This is a genomic window from Phreatobacter oligotrophus (genome assembly GCF_003046185.1).
Lineage (GTDB): Bacteria > Pseudomonadota > Alphaproteobacteria > Rhizobiales > Phreatobacteraceae > Phreatobacter > Phreatobacter oligotrophus.
In genome coordinates this window covers 16,264-30,912 of record NZ_PZZL01000001.1, presented here as the reverse complement: position 1 = coordinate 30,912, position 14,649 = coordinate 16,264, and the positions used below count along the sequence as shown (strand labels likewise).

Annotated in this window: 17 protein-coding genes; 7 read left to right on the top strand and 10 right to left on the bottom strand. The window is 69.1% G+C overall.

Annotated elements, in window-relative coordinates; translation table 11 throughout:
- Positions 1-21: 21 nt before the first annotated feature.
- Positions 22-828, top strand: a complete 807-nt coding sequence (locus C8P69_RS00150; protein WP_108173845.1) for a MetQ/NlpA family ABC transporter substrate-binding protein — start codon at positions 22-24, stop codon at positions 826-828.
- Between the two features lie 34 nt (positions 829-862).
- Here the strand turns inward: C8P69_RS00150 and C8P69_RS00145 are convergent, their stop codons facing one another.
- The 8 genes from C8P69_RS00145 to C8P69_RS00110 all read right to left on the bottom strand — a co-directional run bounded on the left by C8P69_RS00145 (position 863) and on the right by C8P69_RS00110 (position 8,037).
- Positions 863-1,570, bottom strand: a complete 708-nt coding sequence (locus C8P69_RS00145; RefSeq protein WP_108173844.1) for a GntR family transcriptional regulator — start codon at positions 1,568-1,570, stop codon at positions 863-865.
- A complete protein-coding gene (locus C8P69_RS00140) occupies positions 1,567-2,490 on the bottom strand; it encodes an aminotransferase class IV (protein WP_108173843.1) in 924 nt (307 codons plus the stop codon). The genes C8P69_RS00145 and C8P69_RS00140 overlap by 4 nt, the downstream gene beginning before the upstream one ends.
- 11 nt (positions 2,491-2,501) lie before the next feature.
- Positions 2,502-3,284 carry an amino acid ABC transporter ATP-binding protein gene (locus C8P69_RS00135; RefSeq protein WP_108173842.1) on the bottom strand — a complete coding sequence of 261 codons (783 nt, stop codon included), beginning with the start codon at positions 3,282-3,284 and terminating at the stop codon, positions 2,502-2,504.
- Entirely contained in the window at positions 3,281-3,949 is a 669-nt protein-coding gene (locus tag C8P69_RS00130) for an amino acid ABC transporter permease (RefSeq protein ID WP_108173841.1), read from the bottom strand. Before C8P69_RS00130 ends, C8P69_RS00135 begins: the two co-directional genes overlap by 4 nt.
- Positions 3,946-4,620 carry an amino acid ABC transporter permease gene (locus tag C8P69_RS00125; protein WP_108173840.1) on the bottom strand — a complete coding sequence of 225 codons (675 nt, stop codon included), beginning with the start codon at positions 4,618-4,620 and terminating at the stop codon, positions 3,946-3,948. Before C8P69_RS00125 ends, C8P69_RS00130 begins: the two co-directional genes overlap by 4 nt.
- Positions 4,621-4,627: 7 nt before the next feature.
- Entirely contained in the window at positions 4,628-5,467 is an 840-nt protein-coding gene (locus tag C8P69_RS00120; RefSeq protein ID WP_108173839.1) for a transporter substrate-binding domain-containing protein, read from the bottom strand.
- 286 nt (positions 5,468-5,753) lie between these two features.
- Positions 5,754-6,455, bottom strand: a complete 702-nt coding sequence (locus tag C8P69_RS00115) for a response regulator (RefSeq protein WP_108173838.1) — start codon at positions 6,453-6,455, stop codon at positions 5,754-5,756.
- The gene (locus C8P69_RS00110) at positions 6,439-8,037 is read right to left on the bottom strand and encodes an ATP-binding protein (protein WP_170118066.1); all 1,599 of its coding nucleotides are present in this window, start codon (positions 8,035-8,037) and stop codon (positions 6,439-6,441) included. Before C8P69_RS00110 ends, C8P69_RS00115 begins: the two co-directional genes overlap by 17 nt.
- A 114-nt stretch (positions 8,038-8,151) precedes the next feature.
- Between C8P69_RS00110 and C8P69_RS00105 the strand changes: the two genes are divergently transcribed.
- The 6 genes from C8P69_RS00105 (at position 8,152) to C8P69_RS00080 (ending at position 12,763) form a co-directional block, all read left to right on the top strand.
- On the top strand, positions 8,152-8,691 hold the full coding sequence (locus C8P69_RS00105) for a TRAP transporter small permease subunit (RefSeq protein ID WP_108173836.1): 540 nt from the start codon (positions 8,152-8,154) through the stop codon (positions 8,689-8,691).
- Positions 8,692-8,720: 29 nt separating this feature from the next.
- A complete protein-coding gene (locus tag C8P69_RS00100) occupies positions 8,721-10,214 on the top strand; it encodes a TRAP transporter large permease (RefSeq protein ID WP_108173835.1) in 1,494 nt (497 codons plus the stop codon).
- Between the two features lie 84 nt (positions 10,215-10,298).
- Positions 10,299-11,519 (top strand): FAD-binding domain-containing protein, encoded by a 1,221-nt coding sequence (locus tag C8P69_RS00095; protein WP_108173834.1) that lies wholly within the window; start codon positions 10,299-10,301, stop codon positions 11,517-11,519.
- 67 nt (positions 11,520-11,586) lie between these two features.
- Positions 11,587-11,847: a hypothetical protein gene (locus tag C8P69_RS00090; RefSeq protein WP_108173833.1), complete on the top strand. Its 261-nt coding sequence runs from the start codon at positions 11,587-11,589 to the stop codon at positions 11,845-11,847.
- A 16-nt stretch (positions 11,848-11,863) separates the two neighbouring features.
- Entirely contained in the window at positions 11,864-12,118 is a 255-nt protein-coding gene (locus C8P69_RS00085; RefSeq protein WP_108173832.1) for a SemiSWEET family sugar transporter, read from the top strand.
- Positions 12,119-12,205: 87 nt separating this feature from the next.
- The gene (locus C8P69_RS00080; RefSeq protein WP_108173831.1) at positions 12,206-12,763 is read left to right on the top strand and encodes a threonine transporter; all 558 of its coding nucleotides are present in this window, start codon (positions 12,206-12,208) and stop codon (positions 12,761-12,763) included.
- Positions 12,764-12,766: 3 nt separating this feature from the next.
- Here the strand turns inward: C8P69_RS00080 and C8P69_RS00075 are convergent, their stop codons facing one another.
- Together C8P69_RS00075 and C8P69_RS00070 are read right to left on the bottom strand one after the other, a co-directional pair.
- Positions 12,767-13,756, bottom strand: a complete 990-nt coding sequence (locus C8P69_RS00075) for a Bug family tripartite tricarboxylate transporter substrate binding protein (protein ID WP_108173830.1) — start codon at positions 13,754-13,756, stop codon at positions 12,767-12,769.
- A 27-nt stretch (positions 13,757-13,783) separates the two neighbouring features.
- Positions 13,784-14,557, bottom strand: a complete 774-nt coding sequence (locus C8P69_RS00070) for a LamB/YcsF family protein (protein WP_108173829.1) — start codon at positions 14,555-14,557, stop codon at positions 13,784-13,786.
- Positions 14,558-14,649 lie beyond the last annotated feature (92 nt).

Below are 14,649 nucleotides of genomic sequence, written 5' to 3'. Positions count from 1 at the left end.
ACTCCCTTGAAAGGACTTGCCATGACCACGTTCATCGACCGCCGCACGCTCCTCGCCGGCGCCGCTGCCGGCCTCGTTGCCGCCCCCGCCATCGTCCGGGCCCAGGCCCGCACGGCGCTGCGCGTCGGCGTCACCGCCGGCCCGCACGCCCAGATCCTCGAGGCGGTGAAGCCGGTTGCCGCCGCCCGGGGCCTCGACCTCAGGATCGTCGAGTTCTCGGACTACATCCTGCCGAATGCGGCGCTGGCCGGTGGCGACCTCGACGTCAATTCCTACCAGCACAAGCCCTTCCTCGATCAGCAGAATGCCGACCGGAAATACGGCCTCGTCGGCGTCGGCTTCACCGTCAACTTCCCGATCGGCGTCTATTCGAAGAAGCACAAGAGCTTCGCGGAGGTGCCGGCCGGCGGGCAGGTGTCGATCCCCAACGACCCGACCAATGGCGCCCGCGCGCTGCTGCTCTTCCAGGACAAGGGCATCATCAAGCTGAAGGACGGCGTCGGCCTGAAGCCGACCGTCGCCGACATCATCCAGAACGAGAAGCGCCTGCGCTTCATCGAGCTGGAGGCGGCGCAGACGGCCCGTTCGCTGGACGATGTGGCGGCCGCCGTCATCAACACCAACTACGCGCTGTCCGTCGGCCTCAATCCCGGCCGTGACGCCATCCTGCGCGAGGACCCGAAGGGCCCTTACGTGAACCTCATCGCCGTGCGCGAGGCGGACAAGGACAAGCCCTGGGTGAAGCCCTTCGTCGAGAGCTACCAGTCGGCGGAGGTGAAGGCCTTCATCGAGCGGACCTTCCAGGGCTCGGTGCTGCCGTCCTGGTGAGGCCGAGGGGCCTTCGCGCGGGAGCGCGGGGGCCTCAGCAGCCCGGCGAGCCCGCCACGCCCGCCACATAGTCGCGGAGGCGTTGGAGCCCGCGGCTCATGTGGTGGTCGATCTCGGCCAGCATAAGGTCGAGGTGGTCGCCGCTGGCCAGGTCCACATAGGCGCGGTGGGCATCGTCGAGCGGGCCGGAGCGGCCATGGGCCTTCTGGTGGACGGCAAGATAGAGATGGAGGCGCGGGGCGATGCGGTTCCAGGTCTCGAGCAGCAGCCGGTGGCCGCAATGCTCATAGACCGCGCCGTGAAGGCGGACCTCGGCGAGCGCCGCCTCATAGCCATCACGGCCGCCGAGGGCTGCGAGCAGCGCCTCGTGGCGCGCCTTCAGCGTGGCCGCGAAGGCCGGGGTGCGGCGCGGCCAAATCTGCTCGAAGGCGAGGCGTTCGAGGGCGATGCGCAGCGAGTAGATCTCGCAGACATCGCCCGGCGACAGGCTGACGACGCGGGTGGCGGTGTAGGGCACCGAGACCAGCAGCCCCTCCTCCACGAGGAGCCCCATGGCTTCGCGCAGGGGACCGCGGCTCACCCCGAACTCGGCGGCGAGCTGCTGTTCGGTGACTGTCGCGCCCGGCGCGAACTGCCCGTCGATGATGGCATGGCGCAGGCGCTCGGCGACGCGGTCGCGGAAGGTCTCGCGCTTCAGCGGCGCGACCGTGCCGTCACCCGTCAGCAGCGCCGCGCGGCTCATCGCGTCACCCAGGCCTGGTAGCGCTCGGAGGCGAGCTGGGTGACCGGACCGGGCTGGCCGGTGCCGATGGTGCGGCCGTCGATCCGCGTCACCGGCGTGACGCCGCCGAGCGTGCCAGTGATGAAGGCTTCGTCCGCGGCATAGGTCTCAGCGAGGGTGAAGGGCCGCTCCTCGGCCGTGCCGCCGGCCGCGCGCCAGGCGTCGAGCACGGCCTGCCGGGTGAGGCCCTTGAAGCAGAAGGCGCCGGTGGAGGTCCACAGGGCCCCGCGGCGGACGATGAAGAAATTGGTGGAGTTGCAGCTCGCGACGAAGCCCTGCGGGTCGAGCATCAGCGCCTCATCGGCGCCGGCGTTGATCGCCTGGATCAGCGCCTGGATGAGGTTCAGGCGGCTGTGCGAGTTGAGGCGCAGGTCGAAGACATCCGGCGTGCTGGTACGGAAAGTCGAGGTGAAGAGCGAAATGCCCTTCGCCTTGGTCTCGGGACGCGGCGTCTTGTACTCGGCGACGATGACGACGGTCGCCTTGCCGAGGATGAAGCGCGGATCCTGGTTGACGGTCTTCTTGATGCCGCGGGTCACCATGAGGCGCACATGCGCGCCGTCGGTCATGCCGTTGCGGTCGAGCGTCGCCTGGACGGCGCCCGCGACCTCCTCGCGGCTCATGCCGATATCCAAGGCAATCGAGTTGGCGCCTTCGAACAACCGGTCGAGATGGGCATCGAGCTGGATCAGCCGGCCGTTCTTGAGGCGCAGGCCTTCCCAGACGCCATCGCCCAGCACGAAGCCGCTGTCGAAGACCGAGACGCGCGCCTCAGTCCGCGGCACGAAGGCGCCGTCGACATAGACGAGGACGTGGTCGTTGCGCGGGTCGTCCTGGTAGCCCTGGGCACTGCCCGCGGTGGAGGTCGAGGCGCTGGTCATGGCATGTCCGTTCAGAAGCTGAACCGGCGGTGGCCGGCAATGAAGGCCTGGGTGAGCGGCCGGCGCGGGTTCTTCAGAACCTCGTCGGGCGTGCCCTGCTCGTAGATGCCGCCCTCGGCGAGAAAGAGGACGCGCGTCGCCATGTGGTAGGCGAAGCCGATCTCGTGGGTGACGAGCAGCATGGTGCGCCCCTCCCCCGCCAGCGCCTGGATCGTGTCGAGCACCTCACCGACGAGAGCGGGGTCGAGGGCCGAGGTCGGCTCGTCGAAGAGCAGGACCTCGGGCTCCATGGCGAGGGCGCGGGCGATGGCGACGCGCTGCTTCTGGCCGCCGGAGAGATGGGCCGGATAGGCCTCCGCCTTGTCGGCAAGGCCGACGCGGGCGAGTTCGGCCAGCGCCTGGCGGGCGGCGGCATCACGCCCCATCCGCTTCACGGTCACCAGGCCCTCCATGACATTGCCGAGCACGGTCATGTGGGGGAAGAGGTTGAACTGCTGGAACACCATGCCGATGCGCTGGCGCAGGCGGACGAGGGCCGCCTCGCTGTAGCGCGTCTCGGTGCGGTCGCCGCGCCGGACCTCCTCGCCGACCGGCTCGCCGCCGAGGACGACACGGCCTTGATCCGCGCGCTCCAGCACGTTGATGCAGCGGAGCAGCGTCGACTTCCCCGAGCCCGAGGCGCCGATGATGGCGATGCGGTCGCCGCGCGCGACCTCGAGGTCGACGCCCGAGAAGACGGTGCGGTCGCCGAAGCTCTTGCCGAGGCCTTCGATGCGCAGGAGCGGTTCCGTCATGCGTCGCTCCGCGCCAGGCGCCGCTCCAGCGCGTAGGTGGCGCGCACCAGCGGGTAGAGGAGCAGGAAGAACAGTGCGCCGATGACGGTGTAGACCTCCAGCGGGTTGAAGTTCAGCGAAGCGACGAGCTTGCCCTGCTGGAGCAGCTCGACATAGGCGACGACGGAGGCCAGCGTCGTCATCTTGAAGATCTCGATGCCGCGGTTTGTCAGCGCCGGCAGGACACGGCGCAGCGCCTGCGGCAGGACGATCCGGCGGAGCACCTGCAGGCCGGTCATGCCGATTGCCCGCGCCGCCTCCCACTGGCCCGGCTCGATGGACTGGATGCCCGCCCGGTAGATCTCCGCGGAATAGGCGGCGGAGTTCAAGGAGATGCCGAGGATCGCCGCGCCGAACGGGCTGATCTCCACGGGGACCAGCATGGGCAGGGCGAAGTAGAACCAGAGGATCTGCACGAGGACCGGCGTGTTGCGGAACAGCTCGATGAAGCCGATGGCGAGCCAGCGCAGAACGCCGTGGCGCGAGCGGCGCATCAGCGCGACGAGAAGCCCCAGGGCGAGGCCAAGGACCAGGCAGACCAGGAACAGCCGGACCGTGCCGATGGCGCCGAAGGCGAGCGCCTGCCAGTTGTCGAGGACGGGCGCGAAATCCCAGCGATAGGTCATCGCGCCATCTCCCCGCTCATCGCCATGCGGCGTTCGACGAGGGCGGCGATGGCGCTGACCAGCGAGATGGTGACGAGGTACATGAGGGCCGCGGCGGTGAAGACCTCCAGCGGCCGGAAGGTCTTCTGGGCGAGTTCGTTCGCCTGGTAGAGCACGTCGGCATAGGAGACGGTCGCCACCAGCGTGGTCGTCTTCATCAGCTCGATCGAGCGCTCCATCATGGCCGGGAACATGCGCTTGACCGCCTGCGGCAGGACGATACGGCGCATGGCCTGCGCCTCCGTCATGCCGATGGCGCGGGCGGCCTCGCGCTGGCCGCGGTCCACCGAGACGATGCCGGCGCGGAAGATCTCGGCGAAGAAGGCTCCGGACTGGATGGTGAAGGTGAGCGCTGCCGCCAGATAGGGCGTCATCTCGACCTTCAGCACGATGGGCAGGCCAAAATAGAACCAGAAGAGCTGGACGAGCGGCGGCGTCGTGCGGAACACCTCGATCACCACGCCGGCGGGAGCCGAGAGGAACCGGCTCCCGGAGAGCCTTGCCAGAGCGAGGGCAAGGCCGACGGGAATGCCGCCCGCCAGCGCCACGCCGGTCAGCGCGAGCGTGTTGGCGAGGCCCGCGAGCAGCAGGTCGCCATTGGCGATGACGGGCGAGAAGTCCCAGCGATACACGGCCGCGTCAGCCGAGCATTTCCTTGATGATGGGCGGCGCCGCCTTGGGATCGAGGCCGAAGCCGGTGAGGAACTCCTCATACCAGCCCTGGATCTTGCGGCTGCGATAGTACTCGGCGACCTGCTGCTCGACGAAGGCGAGGAAGGGCGCATCGCCCTTGCGCACGGCGGCGCTGGACGGGTTCGACTGGGTCGGCTGCGGCACGACGATCTTGCCGGAGCCGAGGCGCTGGCGGGCGGCGATCAGCGGCGGGTGGAACAGGCAGACGGCCTCGACGCGGCCGGCCTGGAAGGCGGCGATGGCCTCGGTATTGCCAGGGAAGCGCTGGATGGCGGCCTTTGCCACGGAGTTGGTGAGGAAGCGGTCCATGCTGGTCGCCTGGGGCACGGCAACGCGCACCTCCGGCTTGTTGAGGTCTTCCCAGGTGCGCACCGCGAGGTCGTCCTTCGCCAGGACGGCGAGCGAATAGTAGAGCAGCGGCGAGGCCGGGAAATCGACCGCCTCTGCCCGCTCGGGCGTCGCATCCAGCACGTACATGATGTCGATGCGGTTCGCCTGCAGGGCGGCGATGGCGGTGCCCCAGGTCACCTCGACCGGCTCGAAGCGCACGCCCAGCGCCGCGGCCATGGCCTTGCCGACCGCGACGCCGACGCCGGAGGACCATTCGCCGGTGCGGGCATCCTTGGAGTACCAGGGCGGCGCCTGGGTCACGCCGACGCGCAACGAGCCGCGGCGCTTCACCTCGTCGAGGGTGCCCGTGCCCTGCGCGAAGGCCGGCGCGGCCAAGACGCCGCCCGCGGCGGCGGCGAGAGTGGTGGTGAAGGTCCGCCGGTCGATCCTGCTCATGCCCGCCCTCTTGGCTGGTGTGTCTGTGGCGACCAGTGAACGGGCGAGATTGTCGATTGTCAACAATCGACCGGACGCCCCTCTCCCGCGATTTCCGGTGGGTTGGCTTCGAGCGGAGACCGATGAAAAAAGCCCGCAGCTGGCTGCTGCGGGCTCGAGTTCAGAGATAGAATGTCCAAAGGCAGTTCAGCGGGACTGGGCTGCCAGAACGCCCAAGACTTGGGCCTCACCGACCGCCGCCTTCAAGTAAAATGTCCATATCCCGGCACCTCCCGCCCCCCCCTTGTCACTCCGTGCCAAGGGCGAGGCGGTAGCCAACGCCGAGCTCGGTCAGCACATAGATGGGCGAGGCGACATTCGGCTCGATGCGGCTGCGCAGCTTGCGGACGAGGATGCGCACATAGTGCACGTCATCGTCGTGGTGCGGGCCCCAGAGGGCGGTCAGCAACTGCTTGTGGGTCAGCACGCGGCCGCGGTGAGCCGCGAGCATGGCGAGAAGCTGGTACTCCTTGCGGGCGAGCGTCACCGGCTCGCCGCGCAGCGTCACCCGTCGAAACGCGAAATCGATGGTGAGGTCGCCGACCGTGACGGCCGGCTCGTCCTCCACCACCGCGGCGCGGCGCAGCACGGTGCGTGCGCGTGCGATGAGCTCGGCCGAGCCGAAAGGCTTGGTGATGTAGTCGTCGGCCCCGAGTTCCAGGAGCCGCACCTTTTCCTGCTCGTCCGCCCTCACCGACAGGACGATGACCGGCGTTTGGGTCCATTCGCGCAGCCGCCGCAGCACGTCGGCGCCGGGGATGTCGGGCAGCCCCAGGTCCAGCACCACCAGTTCCGGCCGGCGCACCGCGACGGCGTCGAGGGCGGCGCCTGCAGTCTCCGCCTCGGCCACCCGCCACCCCGCCATCTCGAACAGGGTGCGCAGCAGGCGACGGATCGGCGGTTCGTCATCGACGAGGAGCACAAGGCCAGGGTCAGAGGTCGTCGGCATGGTCGTCCTGCGCGGCCTGTCTGGGGAGGAGAAGGGTGAAGGTGGTGCCACGGCCGGGGCCGTCGCTGGCGACGGAGATGGAGCCGCCGCTGGCATCGACGAAGGCGCGGGCGATGCTGAGCCCGAGGCCGGACCCTGCGATCGTCCGGCCCTGGTCGCCCCGGTAGAAGCGACCGAAGATCTCGTCGACCTCGCCAGGCGCCAGTCCGGCCCCCTGGTCGGTCACGGCGATGGCGACCTGCTCTGCGCGCGCCTCCACCAGGACCGTGATGGTGGTGCCGGCGGGAGAATATTTCGCGGCGTTCTCGAGGATGTTGACGAGGGCCTGCTCGACCAGCACGGGATCGACGCTGACAAGCGGCGGATCGGCGGGCAGTTGGCGCACGACCGTGTGGTCCCTCAGGCGCAGACTGGAATGGCGCAGGGCGACATCGACGAGGTCGGTGCTCTCCACCACGGTCGGGCGCACCACGATCTCGCCGCTGCGGATGCGACCGGCATCGAGGATCGTCTGGATCACCCGGTCGAGCCGGCGGCATTCGTCGGCCGCAAGGTCGGCGATGTCGCGGAGCGGGCCCTCCTGCTCGACCGGCGGCGCCTGCCTGAGGGCCGTCAACGTGCCGAGGATGGTGGCCAGCGGCGTGCGCAGTTCGTGCGAGGCGGCATCGAGCAGCGAATTGCGGACCGCCTCGGCCTTGTCGCGAAGCTGCTGCTGCTCAAGGGCATGGGCGACGCCCAGGCGTTCCATCGACGAGGCTGCATCGGCGAGCATGGACCTGATCCGCCCCATGGCCTCGCCATCGGCGGCATCGGCCTCCTCCAGTCGCGCGGCAACGGCCAGCGGCTGCCCACTGGCCTGGCCGATGGCCGCCACGACCCAGACCTCGGCGCCCGAGCGGATGATGGCGGTCTCATGCTCGGTCGCAGGCAGGACCTCGGGCACGGCCGCCCGCACCGCTTCCGGCAGGACAGGCGCCCCCTCGGCCGCCGACTGGCTTCCGAGGTCGATGACGGCGACGGGGTGATCGACGGTGCGCGAGAGATGGGATGCGAGGACCGCGAGCAAAGCCTGGCGATCGGCGGCACCCGCCATGTCGTGGCTGAGCGCGTAGAGGCTGCTGAGATCGTCCTGGCGGCGGCGCAGGGCGAGCGTCGTTCGGCGGAGGCCATCGCCCAGCAACGACAGCGTCACGCCGATCACGGCAAAGACCGCGAGATCGACGACGTCACGGGGTTCGCTCACCTCGATCGCGAGGAAGGGCTCGTAGAAGAGCATCCCCGACAGCAGGCCGATGGCCGTGGCCGCCAGGGCCGGGACCAGGCCGAGACGCAGCGAGACAGCGACCACCGGCAGCAGGAACAGGTTGGTGATGCTGAGGAAGGGCAGGACAAAGGCGAGGACGATGCCAAGAATCGCGGTGCCGGTGCACCACGCCGCGACCTCGAGCACCTGCAGCCAGACATCCGCCGCGCCGCGACGCCGGGGCACGGCCGGAGCGAACACGGCGGCGCGCGGGGCGACCTCGTGCCCCGGTTCCGGCGTCTCCGCGGCACCGCGTAAACTGCGCATAACGGCACTCATCGTGCGCATAAACTTCCCGTAAATTATTGGCAGAAGGGGGATAAATGGCTTGCCGCTCCCGCAACATCCCTTCTATTTCGCCGGCAAGAACAAGACCAGAGACATGAGGACGGGATGGGCGCTCTCTTGGCTTTCAGCCGGGGCATCGACTCGGTGAACGGCGTGTTCGGCCGCGTTGCCGACTGGTGTGTCCTGCTCGCCTGCCTCATCAGCGCCGGCAACGCCTTCTCGCGCTACCTGCTCAACCTGTCGTCGAACTCCATGCTGGAGATCCAGTGGTACCTGTTCGGCGTGATGGTGCTGCTCGGCGCCTCCTACACGCTGCAGGTCAACGAGCATGTGCGCGTCGACCTGGTCTACGGATCGGTGAGCGAGCGCAAGCGCCTGTGGATCGACGCCATCGGCATCGCGGTCTTCCTGCTGCCGGTCACGATCTACATGACCTACCTCAGCTGGCCGTTCTTCACCACGTCGCTGCGCCAGTGGGAGCAGTCCCAGAACGCCGGCGGCCTTCTGGTCTGGCCGATCAAGTTCGTCCTGCCGCTGGGCTTCGCCCTGCTGACGATCCAGGGCGTCTCCGAACTCATCAAGCGCATCGCGGCGCTCCGCGGCGAGATCGAGTTCGATTCCAAATACGAAAAGCCGCTGCAGTAAGCCGGCGAGATCTTCGAGGGGATTAGGGGATGTTCTCGCACGGCATCATGCCGCCGCTGATGTTCTTCGGGATGATCTGCTTCATGCTGGTCGGCTTCCCGGTGGCGTTCTCGCTGGCGGCCGTCGGCCTCATGTTCGGCGCGCTCGGCGTCATGACCGGCCATTTCGACTGGGTGTTCCTGCAGGCGCTGCCGCTGCGCTTCCACGGCATCATCTCCAACGACCTGCTGCTGGCGATCCCCTTCTTCACCTTCATGGGCGCGATCCTCGAGCGCTGCGGCCTCGCCGAGGACCTGCTGGAGGGCACCGGCAAGCTGTTCGGCGGCATTCCCGGCGGCCTCGCCTATGCGGTCATCGTGGTGGGCGCAATCCTCGGCGCCATCACCGGCACGGTGGCCGCCTCGGTCATCGCCATGGGCGTGATCTCGCTGCCCATCATGCAGCGCTATGGCTACGACATGCGGCTCGCCACCGGCGTCATCGCGGCCTCCGGCACCATCACCCAGCTGATCCCGCCCTCGCTGGTGCTCGTGGTCCTTGCCGACCAGCTCGGCCGCTCGGTCGGCGACATGTATCTCGGCGCCATCGGCCCGTCGCTGCTGCAGGTCGGCATCTTCATCCTCTACATCGTGTTCCTGTCGATCGTGAAGCCGCAGACGATGCCGCCGCTGCCGCCCGAGGCACGCGGCGAGATCGGCTGGCCGCTGATCCGCCAGGTGCTGTGGGGCATGGTGCCCTCGATCGTCCTGATCTTCCTCGTGCTCGGCACGATCTTCATGGGCCTTGCGACCCCGACCGAAGCCGGCGCCATGGGCGCGGTGGGCGCGCTGGTGCTCGCCGCCCTGCATCGCCGCCTGACCTGGCCGCTCGTCGACCAGGGCATGCGCTCGACCATGCGCATCACCTCGATGGTGGTGTTCATCCTCATCGGCTCGACCGTGTTCAGCCTCGTCTTCCAGGGCATGGACGGCTCGCGCTGGATCGAGCACATGCTGATCAACCTGCCCGGCGGCCAGACCGGCTTCCTGATCTTTGTCAATATCTTCGTCTTCTTCCTGGCGTTCTTCCTCGACTTCTTCGAGATCGCCTTCATCGTCGTGCCGCTGCTGGCGCCGGTCGCCACCAAGCTCGACATCGACCTCATCTGGTTCGGCGTCCTGCTCTGCGTGAACATGCAGACAAGCTTCATGCACCCGCCCTTCGGCTTCGCGCTGTTCTACCTGCGCGGCATCGCTCCGCCGGAGGTGAAGTCGAGCGACATCTACATGGGCGCGATCCCGTGGGTGTTCATGCAGCTCATCCTGGTCGCCATCGTCATCTTCTGGCCGGCCTCGGTGACCTACTGGCTCGACAAGGGTCCGAAGGTCGATCCGTCCAAGGTCGAGATCCGCATCGAGATGCCGGGCCTTGGCGGCGGCGGGCTCCCCGGCCTCGACAGTCCCGGCGGGTTGCCGGGCCTCACGCCGCCCCCGGGCCTTGCGCCGCCTCCGGGCCTTGCGCCGCCCCCCGCACCCAGCCGCTGACGCTTCATTCCGCCGGGCTCGTCCCGGCGGCTTGATTTTGGCGAGCGCCGATCCACTTCCCCGCCTCCACGGAAGAGGCATGGCATGACGGATCGATGGGTCGGCACGCGGGCAGCGGGGCTTCAGGCGATGGAGGGCTTCGTGCCGGCCATGGGCCGGCGCTATGCCAATGGCCGCAACTACGATGATGGCCCCGGCAACCATCGCGCGGTGTCGCGGCTTTCGCCCTATCTCCGCCGCCGCCTCCTCACCGAGCAGGAGGTGATCGCCGCCGCGGTCGCCGCCCATGGCGCCGAGGGAGCGGAGAAGTTCGTCCAGGAGGTGGTCTGGCGAACCTATTTCAAGGGCTGGCTGGAGCGCCGCCCGCAGGTCTGGAACGCCTATGTGGCGGGGCTCGCCGGCGACCTCGCTGCGCTGGAGTCCGACCGGCGGCTGCGGCGCGATGTCGAGCGGGCGGAAGCCGGCGGGACCGGCATCGCCTGTTTCGACGCCTGGGCGGAGGAGCTCGTCGAGACGGGCTATCTCCACAACCACGCGCGCATGTGGTTCGCCTCGATCTGGATCTTCACCCTGGGCCTGCCCTGGCGGATCGGCGCGGATTTCTTCCTGCGCCATCTCCTTGACGGCGATGCAGCCTCCAACACGCTGGGATGGCGCTGGGTCGCCGGGCTCCACACCCGCGGCAAGGCCTATCACGCCGAGGCCTGGAACATCGCGACCTATACCCGCCAGCGCTTCACCCCGCGCGACAGCGACCTCTCGCGCGGCGCCGAGACGCTGGAGCATCTGGAACCGGAGGGCCTGCCGCCGGTCCAGCCGCTGAGGGCCGTCCGCGCGCCGGAGCCGGGGCGGCCGACGGCCCTGCTCATCACCGATGAGGACGGCCTCATCGGGGATTTCGATCGCGATGGCCTGACCATCGTCGCCACCGCGACACTCGCCACGACGGCGCTGCGATCGCCGCGCGCCGTGGCGGAGCCCGTGGCCGGCTTCGAGGCGGAGGCGCTCGCCGATACGACCGCGCGAGCGGGCGTCGATGCCACGCCGCTGACCGCGCTTCACCCGGATGACCTCGCGCGCTGGGCGGCAGCAGCGGGCGCCACCCAGATCGTCACGCCCTATGTGACCTGCGGCCCCGCGAGCGATTGGCTGCGCGCGGCCATGCCGGCGCTGAAGCGCCACGGCATCGCCCTGGCCGAATGGCGGCGCGACTGGGACGCCGCGGTCTGGCCTCATGCGACCGCCGGCTTCTTCAAGGTGAAGAAGCAGATCCCGGTCGTGCTGGAGCGTTTCGGCATCGGCTGACGCCGTTCGGAACCGGACCGGCTCGCGCCTCGTTCAGCTGGCACACCCGCCTCACGAGGAGAGAGCCATGACGTCCAAGACCGACGGCCAGCAGCCCGAAGCCCTGGCGACCTTCGCCGCCGCGGCGCGCGCCGACGGCGAGAAGCCCAGGGATGTCGGGCTCACCGCGACGGCGGAGACCTCGCCCATCCCGACCTCGTCGGAGGCCAAGGACGAGGCTGCGACCAAGGTGCTCCAGCGCGGCGCAACGGGCGAGGACCGCGGCGTCGAGGAAGCGGTGGACCGCCTCCCCGATCGGACCACGGAAGCCGGCAAGACGACGCGCTGACGGGCAAGGAACCGTCATGCTGACGACGCTCATCGGCGGGCTGGCGGCCACGCTCACCTCGCTGTCCTACATCCCGCAGATCTGGAAGGCGTGGAAGACGCAGGAGACCTCCGACATCTCCTACGGGATGCTCGCCGTCCTCGGATCGGGACTGGCGCTGTGGGTGGTCTATGGCCTCAAGCAGGGCGACTGGGTGATCGTGATCTCCAACATCGTGGCGGTCTCGCTCCTCGGCGTCCTGGCGACCATCAAGGCCTTCGCCAAGGGCTGAGGCTCCGACGGATTGAGCCATCGCAAGGGACGGGCCGACCGCAACGCCTAGAAGGCGTCATCGGCCTTCCCTTGCCTGGCGCATCCTATGTCCGTCATCGCCTTCACCAGCGCGTCTGTGCTCATCCTGCTGACGCCCGGCCCGACCAACACATTGCTGGCGGCGGCTGGCGCGACGGCGGGCCTGCGCCGCAACCTTGCCCTGCCGCTGGCGGAGTCGCTCGGCTATGCCCTCGCCATCGCGGCCTATGTCGTTCTCTCCGGCGCCCTGGCGGACCATCCGACCGCCCTCGCCCTCCTCAAGCTCGTCAATATCGGCTGGCTGGCCGTGACCGCAGCCCGGCTCTGGAGGCGCGCGCCGGGGGCCGCCCCAGGGACGCGCGCGCCCTATGGCGTCGTGCTCCTCGCGACGATGCTGAACCCGAAGGCCATGCTGGTCGGCGTGATCCTCATCCCCGCCATGATGGCGTCGGCGCCAATCACCGCGACGCTCGCCTTCTCAGGTCTATCGTTCCTCGCCGGCCTGGCCTGGGTGGCGGTCGGCGCCAGCCTGCCGCCGACGATGAAGCGGCATGCCAACCGGGCCGCGGCCGCCATCGTGGCCGCCTTCGCCGTCCTTGGGGCGATCAGCCTCGGCCAGGCCTGAGGCTCAGCGCGACAGCCGGTCGCCCAGCTCGCCCTGATAGGCGCGGTAGCGCTCGACCTCGGCCTTGAGATAGCTGCCGGTCTCGGCGGGCGTTGCGGGCGTGTAGGTCTCGATGCCGGCCCGCTGCAGCCGCTCCCGGACGGCCGGGTCGCGCAAGGCATCGTTGATCGCGGCATTGAGCTTCACCACGACATCGTCCGGCATGCCTTTCGGTCCGATCATGATGACCCAGGAGGTCATGGTCGTGCCGGGGAAGCCGAGGGTTTCCAGCGATGGGACCGCGCCGACGGAAGCGGTGCTGCTGGGGGCGGCCAGCGCCAGCGCCCGGACGCTGCCCGCCTCGATGAAGGAGACAGCCGAGGCCAGAACCGCCACGCCGAAATACGCCTCGCCCTTGTAGAGGGCCTCCATCATCGGCGCGCCGCCGCGATAGGGCACGTGCAGGGCCGTGAGGTCGCCGGCGCGCTTGAGGTAGAGCTCGGCGCCGAACTGCGTGATGCCGCCATTGCCGGAGGAGGCATAGGAGGTGCGGGCGGCGTTGGCGCGCAGGTGGGCGTTCAGGTCGGGAAGCGTGCGGAAGGGCCGGTTCGCCGGCACGACCAGCACCAGCGGCGACTGGCCGACAAGGGCGATGGGCGTGAAATCGGCCAGCGGGTCGTAGCGCGCCGTCTGCGGGAAGACGATCGGATTGATGGCGAAGGCGCCGGGATCCGACAGCATGATCGTGTAGCCGTCGGGGGTGGCGCGGGCCGTCGCGGCGGCGGCCACCGAGCCGCCGGCGCCAGCGCGGTTCTCGACGACCACCGGCGTCTCCAGCGAGCGGCTGAGCCGCTCGGCGAGGATGCGGGCGGCGACATCGCTGGTGCCGCCGGCCGCGAAGCCGACGGTGATGGTGATCGGCCGGTTCGGATATTGCGCCAGCGCCGGGGATGCGCCCGCAGACGCCACGAGGACGAGGGCGGCCAGCGTCCGCCTGAAGGCCTTCATCGTCATGGTCCCGTCCCCCTCATGCACGTCCTGTCAGGCCATCATCTCCGGCAGCGTGACCACCGCGATCCCGGCAGCTTCCAGCCCCTTGCGCACATGGCCGGCGACGGCGACCGCGGTCGGCTCGTCGCCGTGGACGCAGATCGTCTCCACCGCCACCTTCACGGTCGTGCCCTGGCGCGAGACGACCGTACCCTGCCGCACCATGGAGAGGCACTGGGCGAGCGCGGTGTCGCCATCCTTGTAGACCGAGCCCTTGATCTTGCGCGGGGTCAGGTTGCCGTCCTCCTCGTATTGACGGTCGGCAAAGCCCTCTCTCGCAAGCTTCAGGCCAAGCTTGAGCGCCGCTGCCTCCATCTGCGAGCCGGCCAGCGCCACATAGACCAGCTCCGGCGCCACCACCTGGATGGCGCGGCCGATGGCCAGCGCATAGTCCTCCCGCACCGCCGCCATGTTGTTGAGGGCGCCGTGGGGCTTCAGATGCGTCACGGGCAGGCCGGCATAGCGCGCCATCGCCTGCAGGGCGCCGATCTGGTAGGCGACCATGTGCTCGAGGTCGCGCGGATCCATGTCGATGTTGCGCCGGCCGAAGCCCCAGAGGTCGTTGAAGCCGGGGTGGACGCCGATGGACACGCCCTCCTGCTTCGCCAGCATGACAAGGCGCTGCATCGTGTTCGCGTCGCCCGCATGGAAGCCGCAGGCAACGTTGGCCGACTTGATGATGGTCATCAGCGCGGCATCGTTGCCGATGTCATAGGCCCCAAAGCCCTCGGCAATATCGGCGTTCAGGTTGATCTTGAGCGTCATGGCGGCCCCTCCCCATCGCCGGAGTGTAGTCGGCCATGGGCGCAAGGCCCGCGCGTTTTTCGCAGGGCGGCATCGCCCGCAGGCGCGCTTCT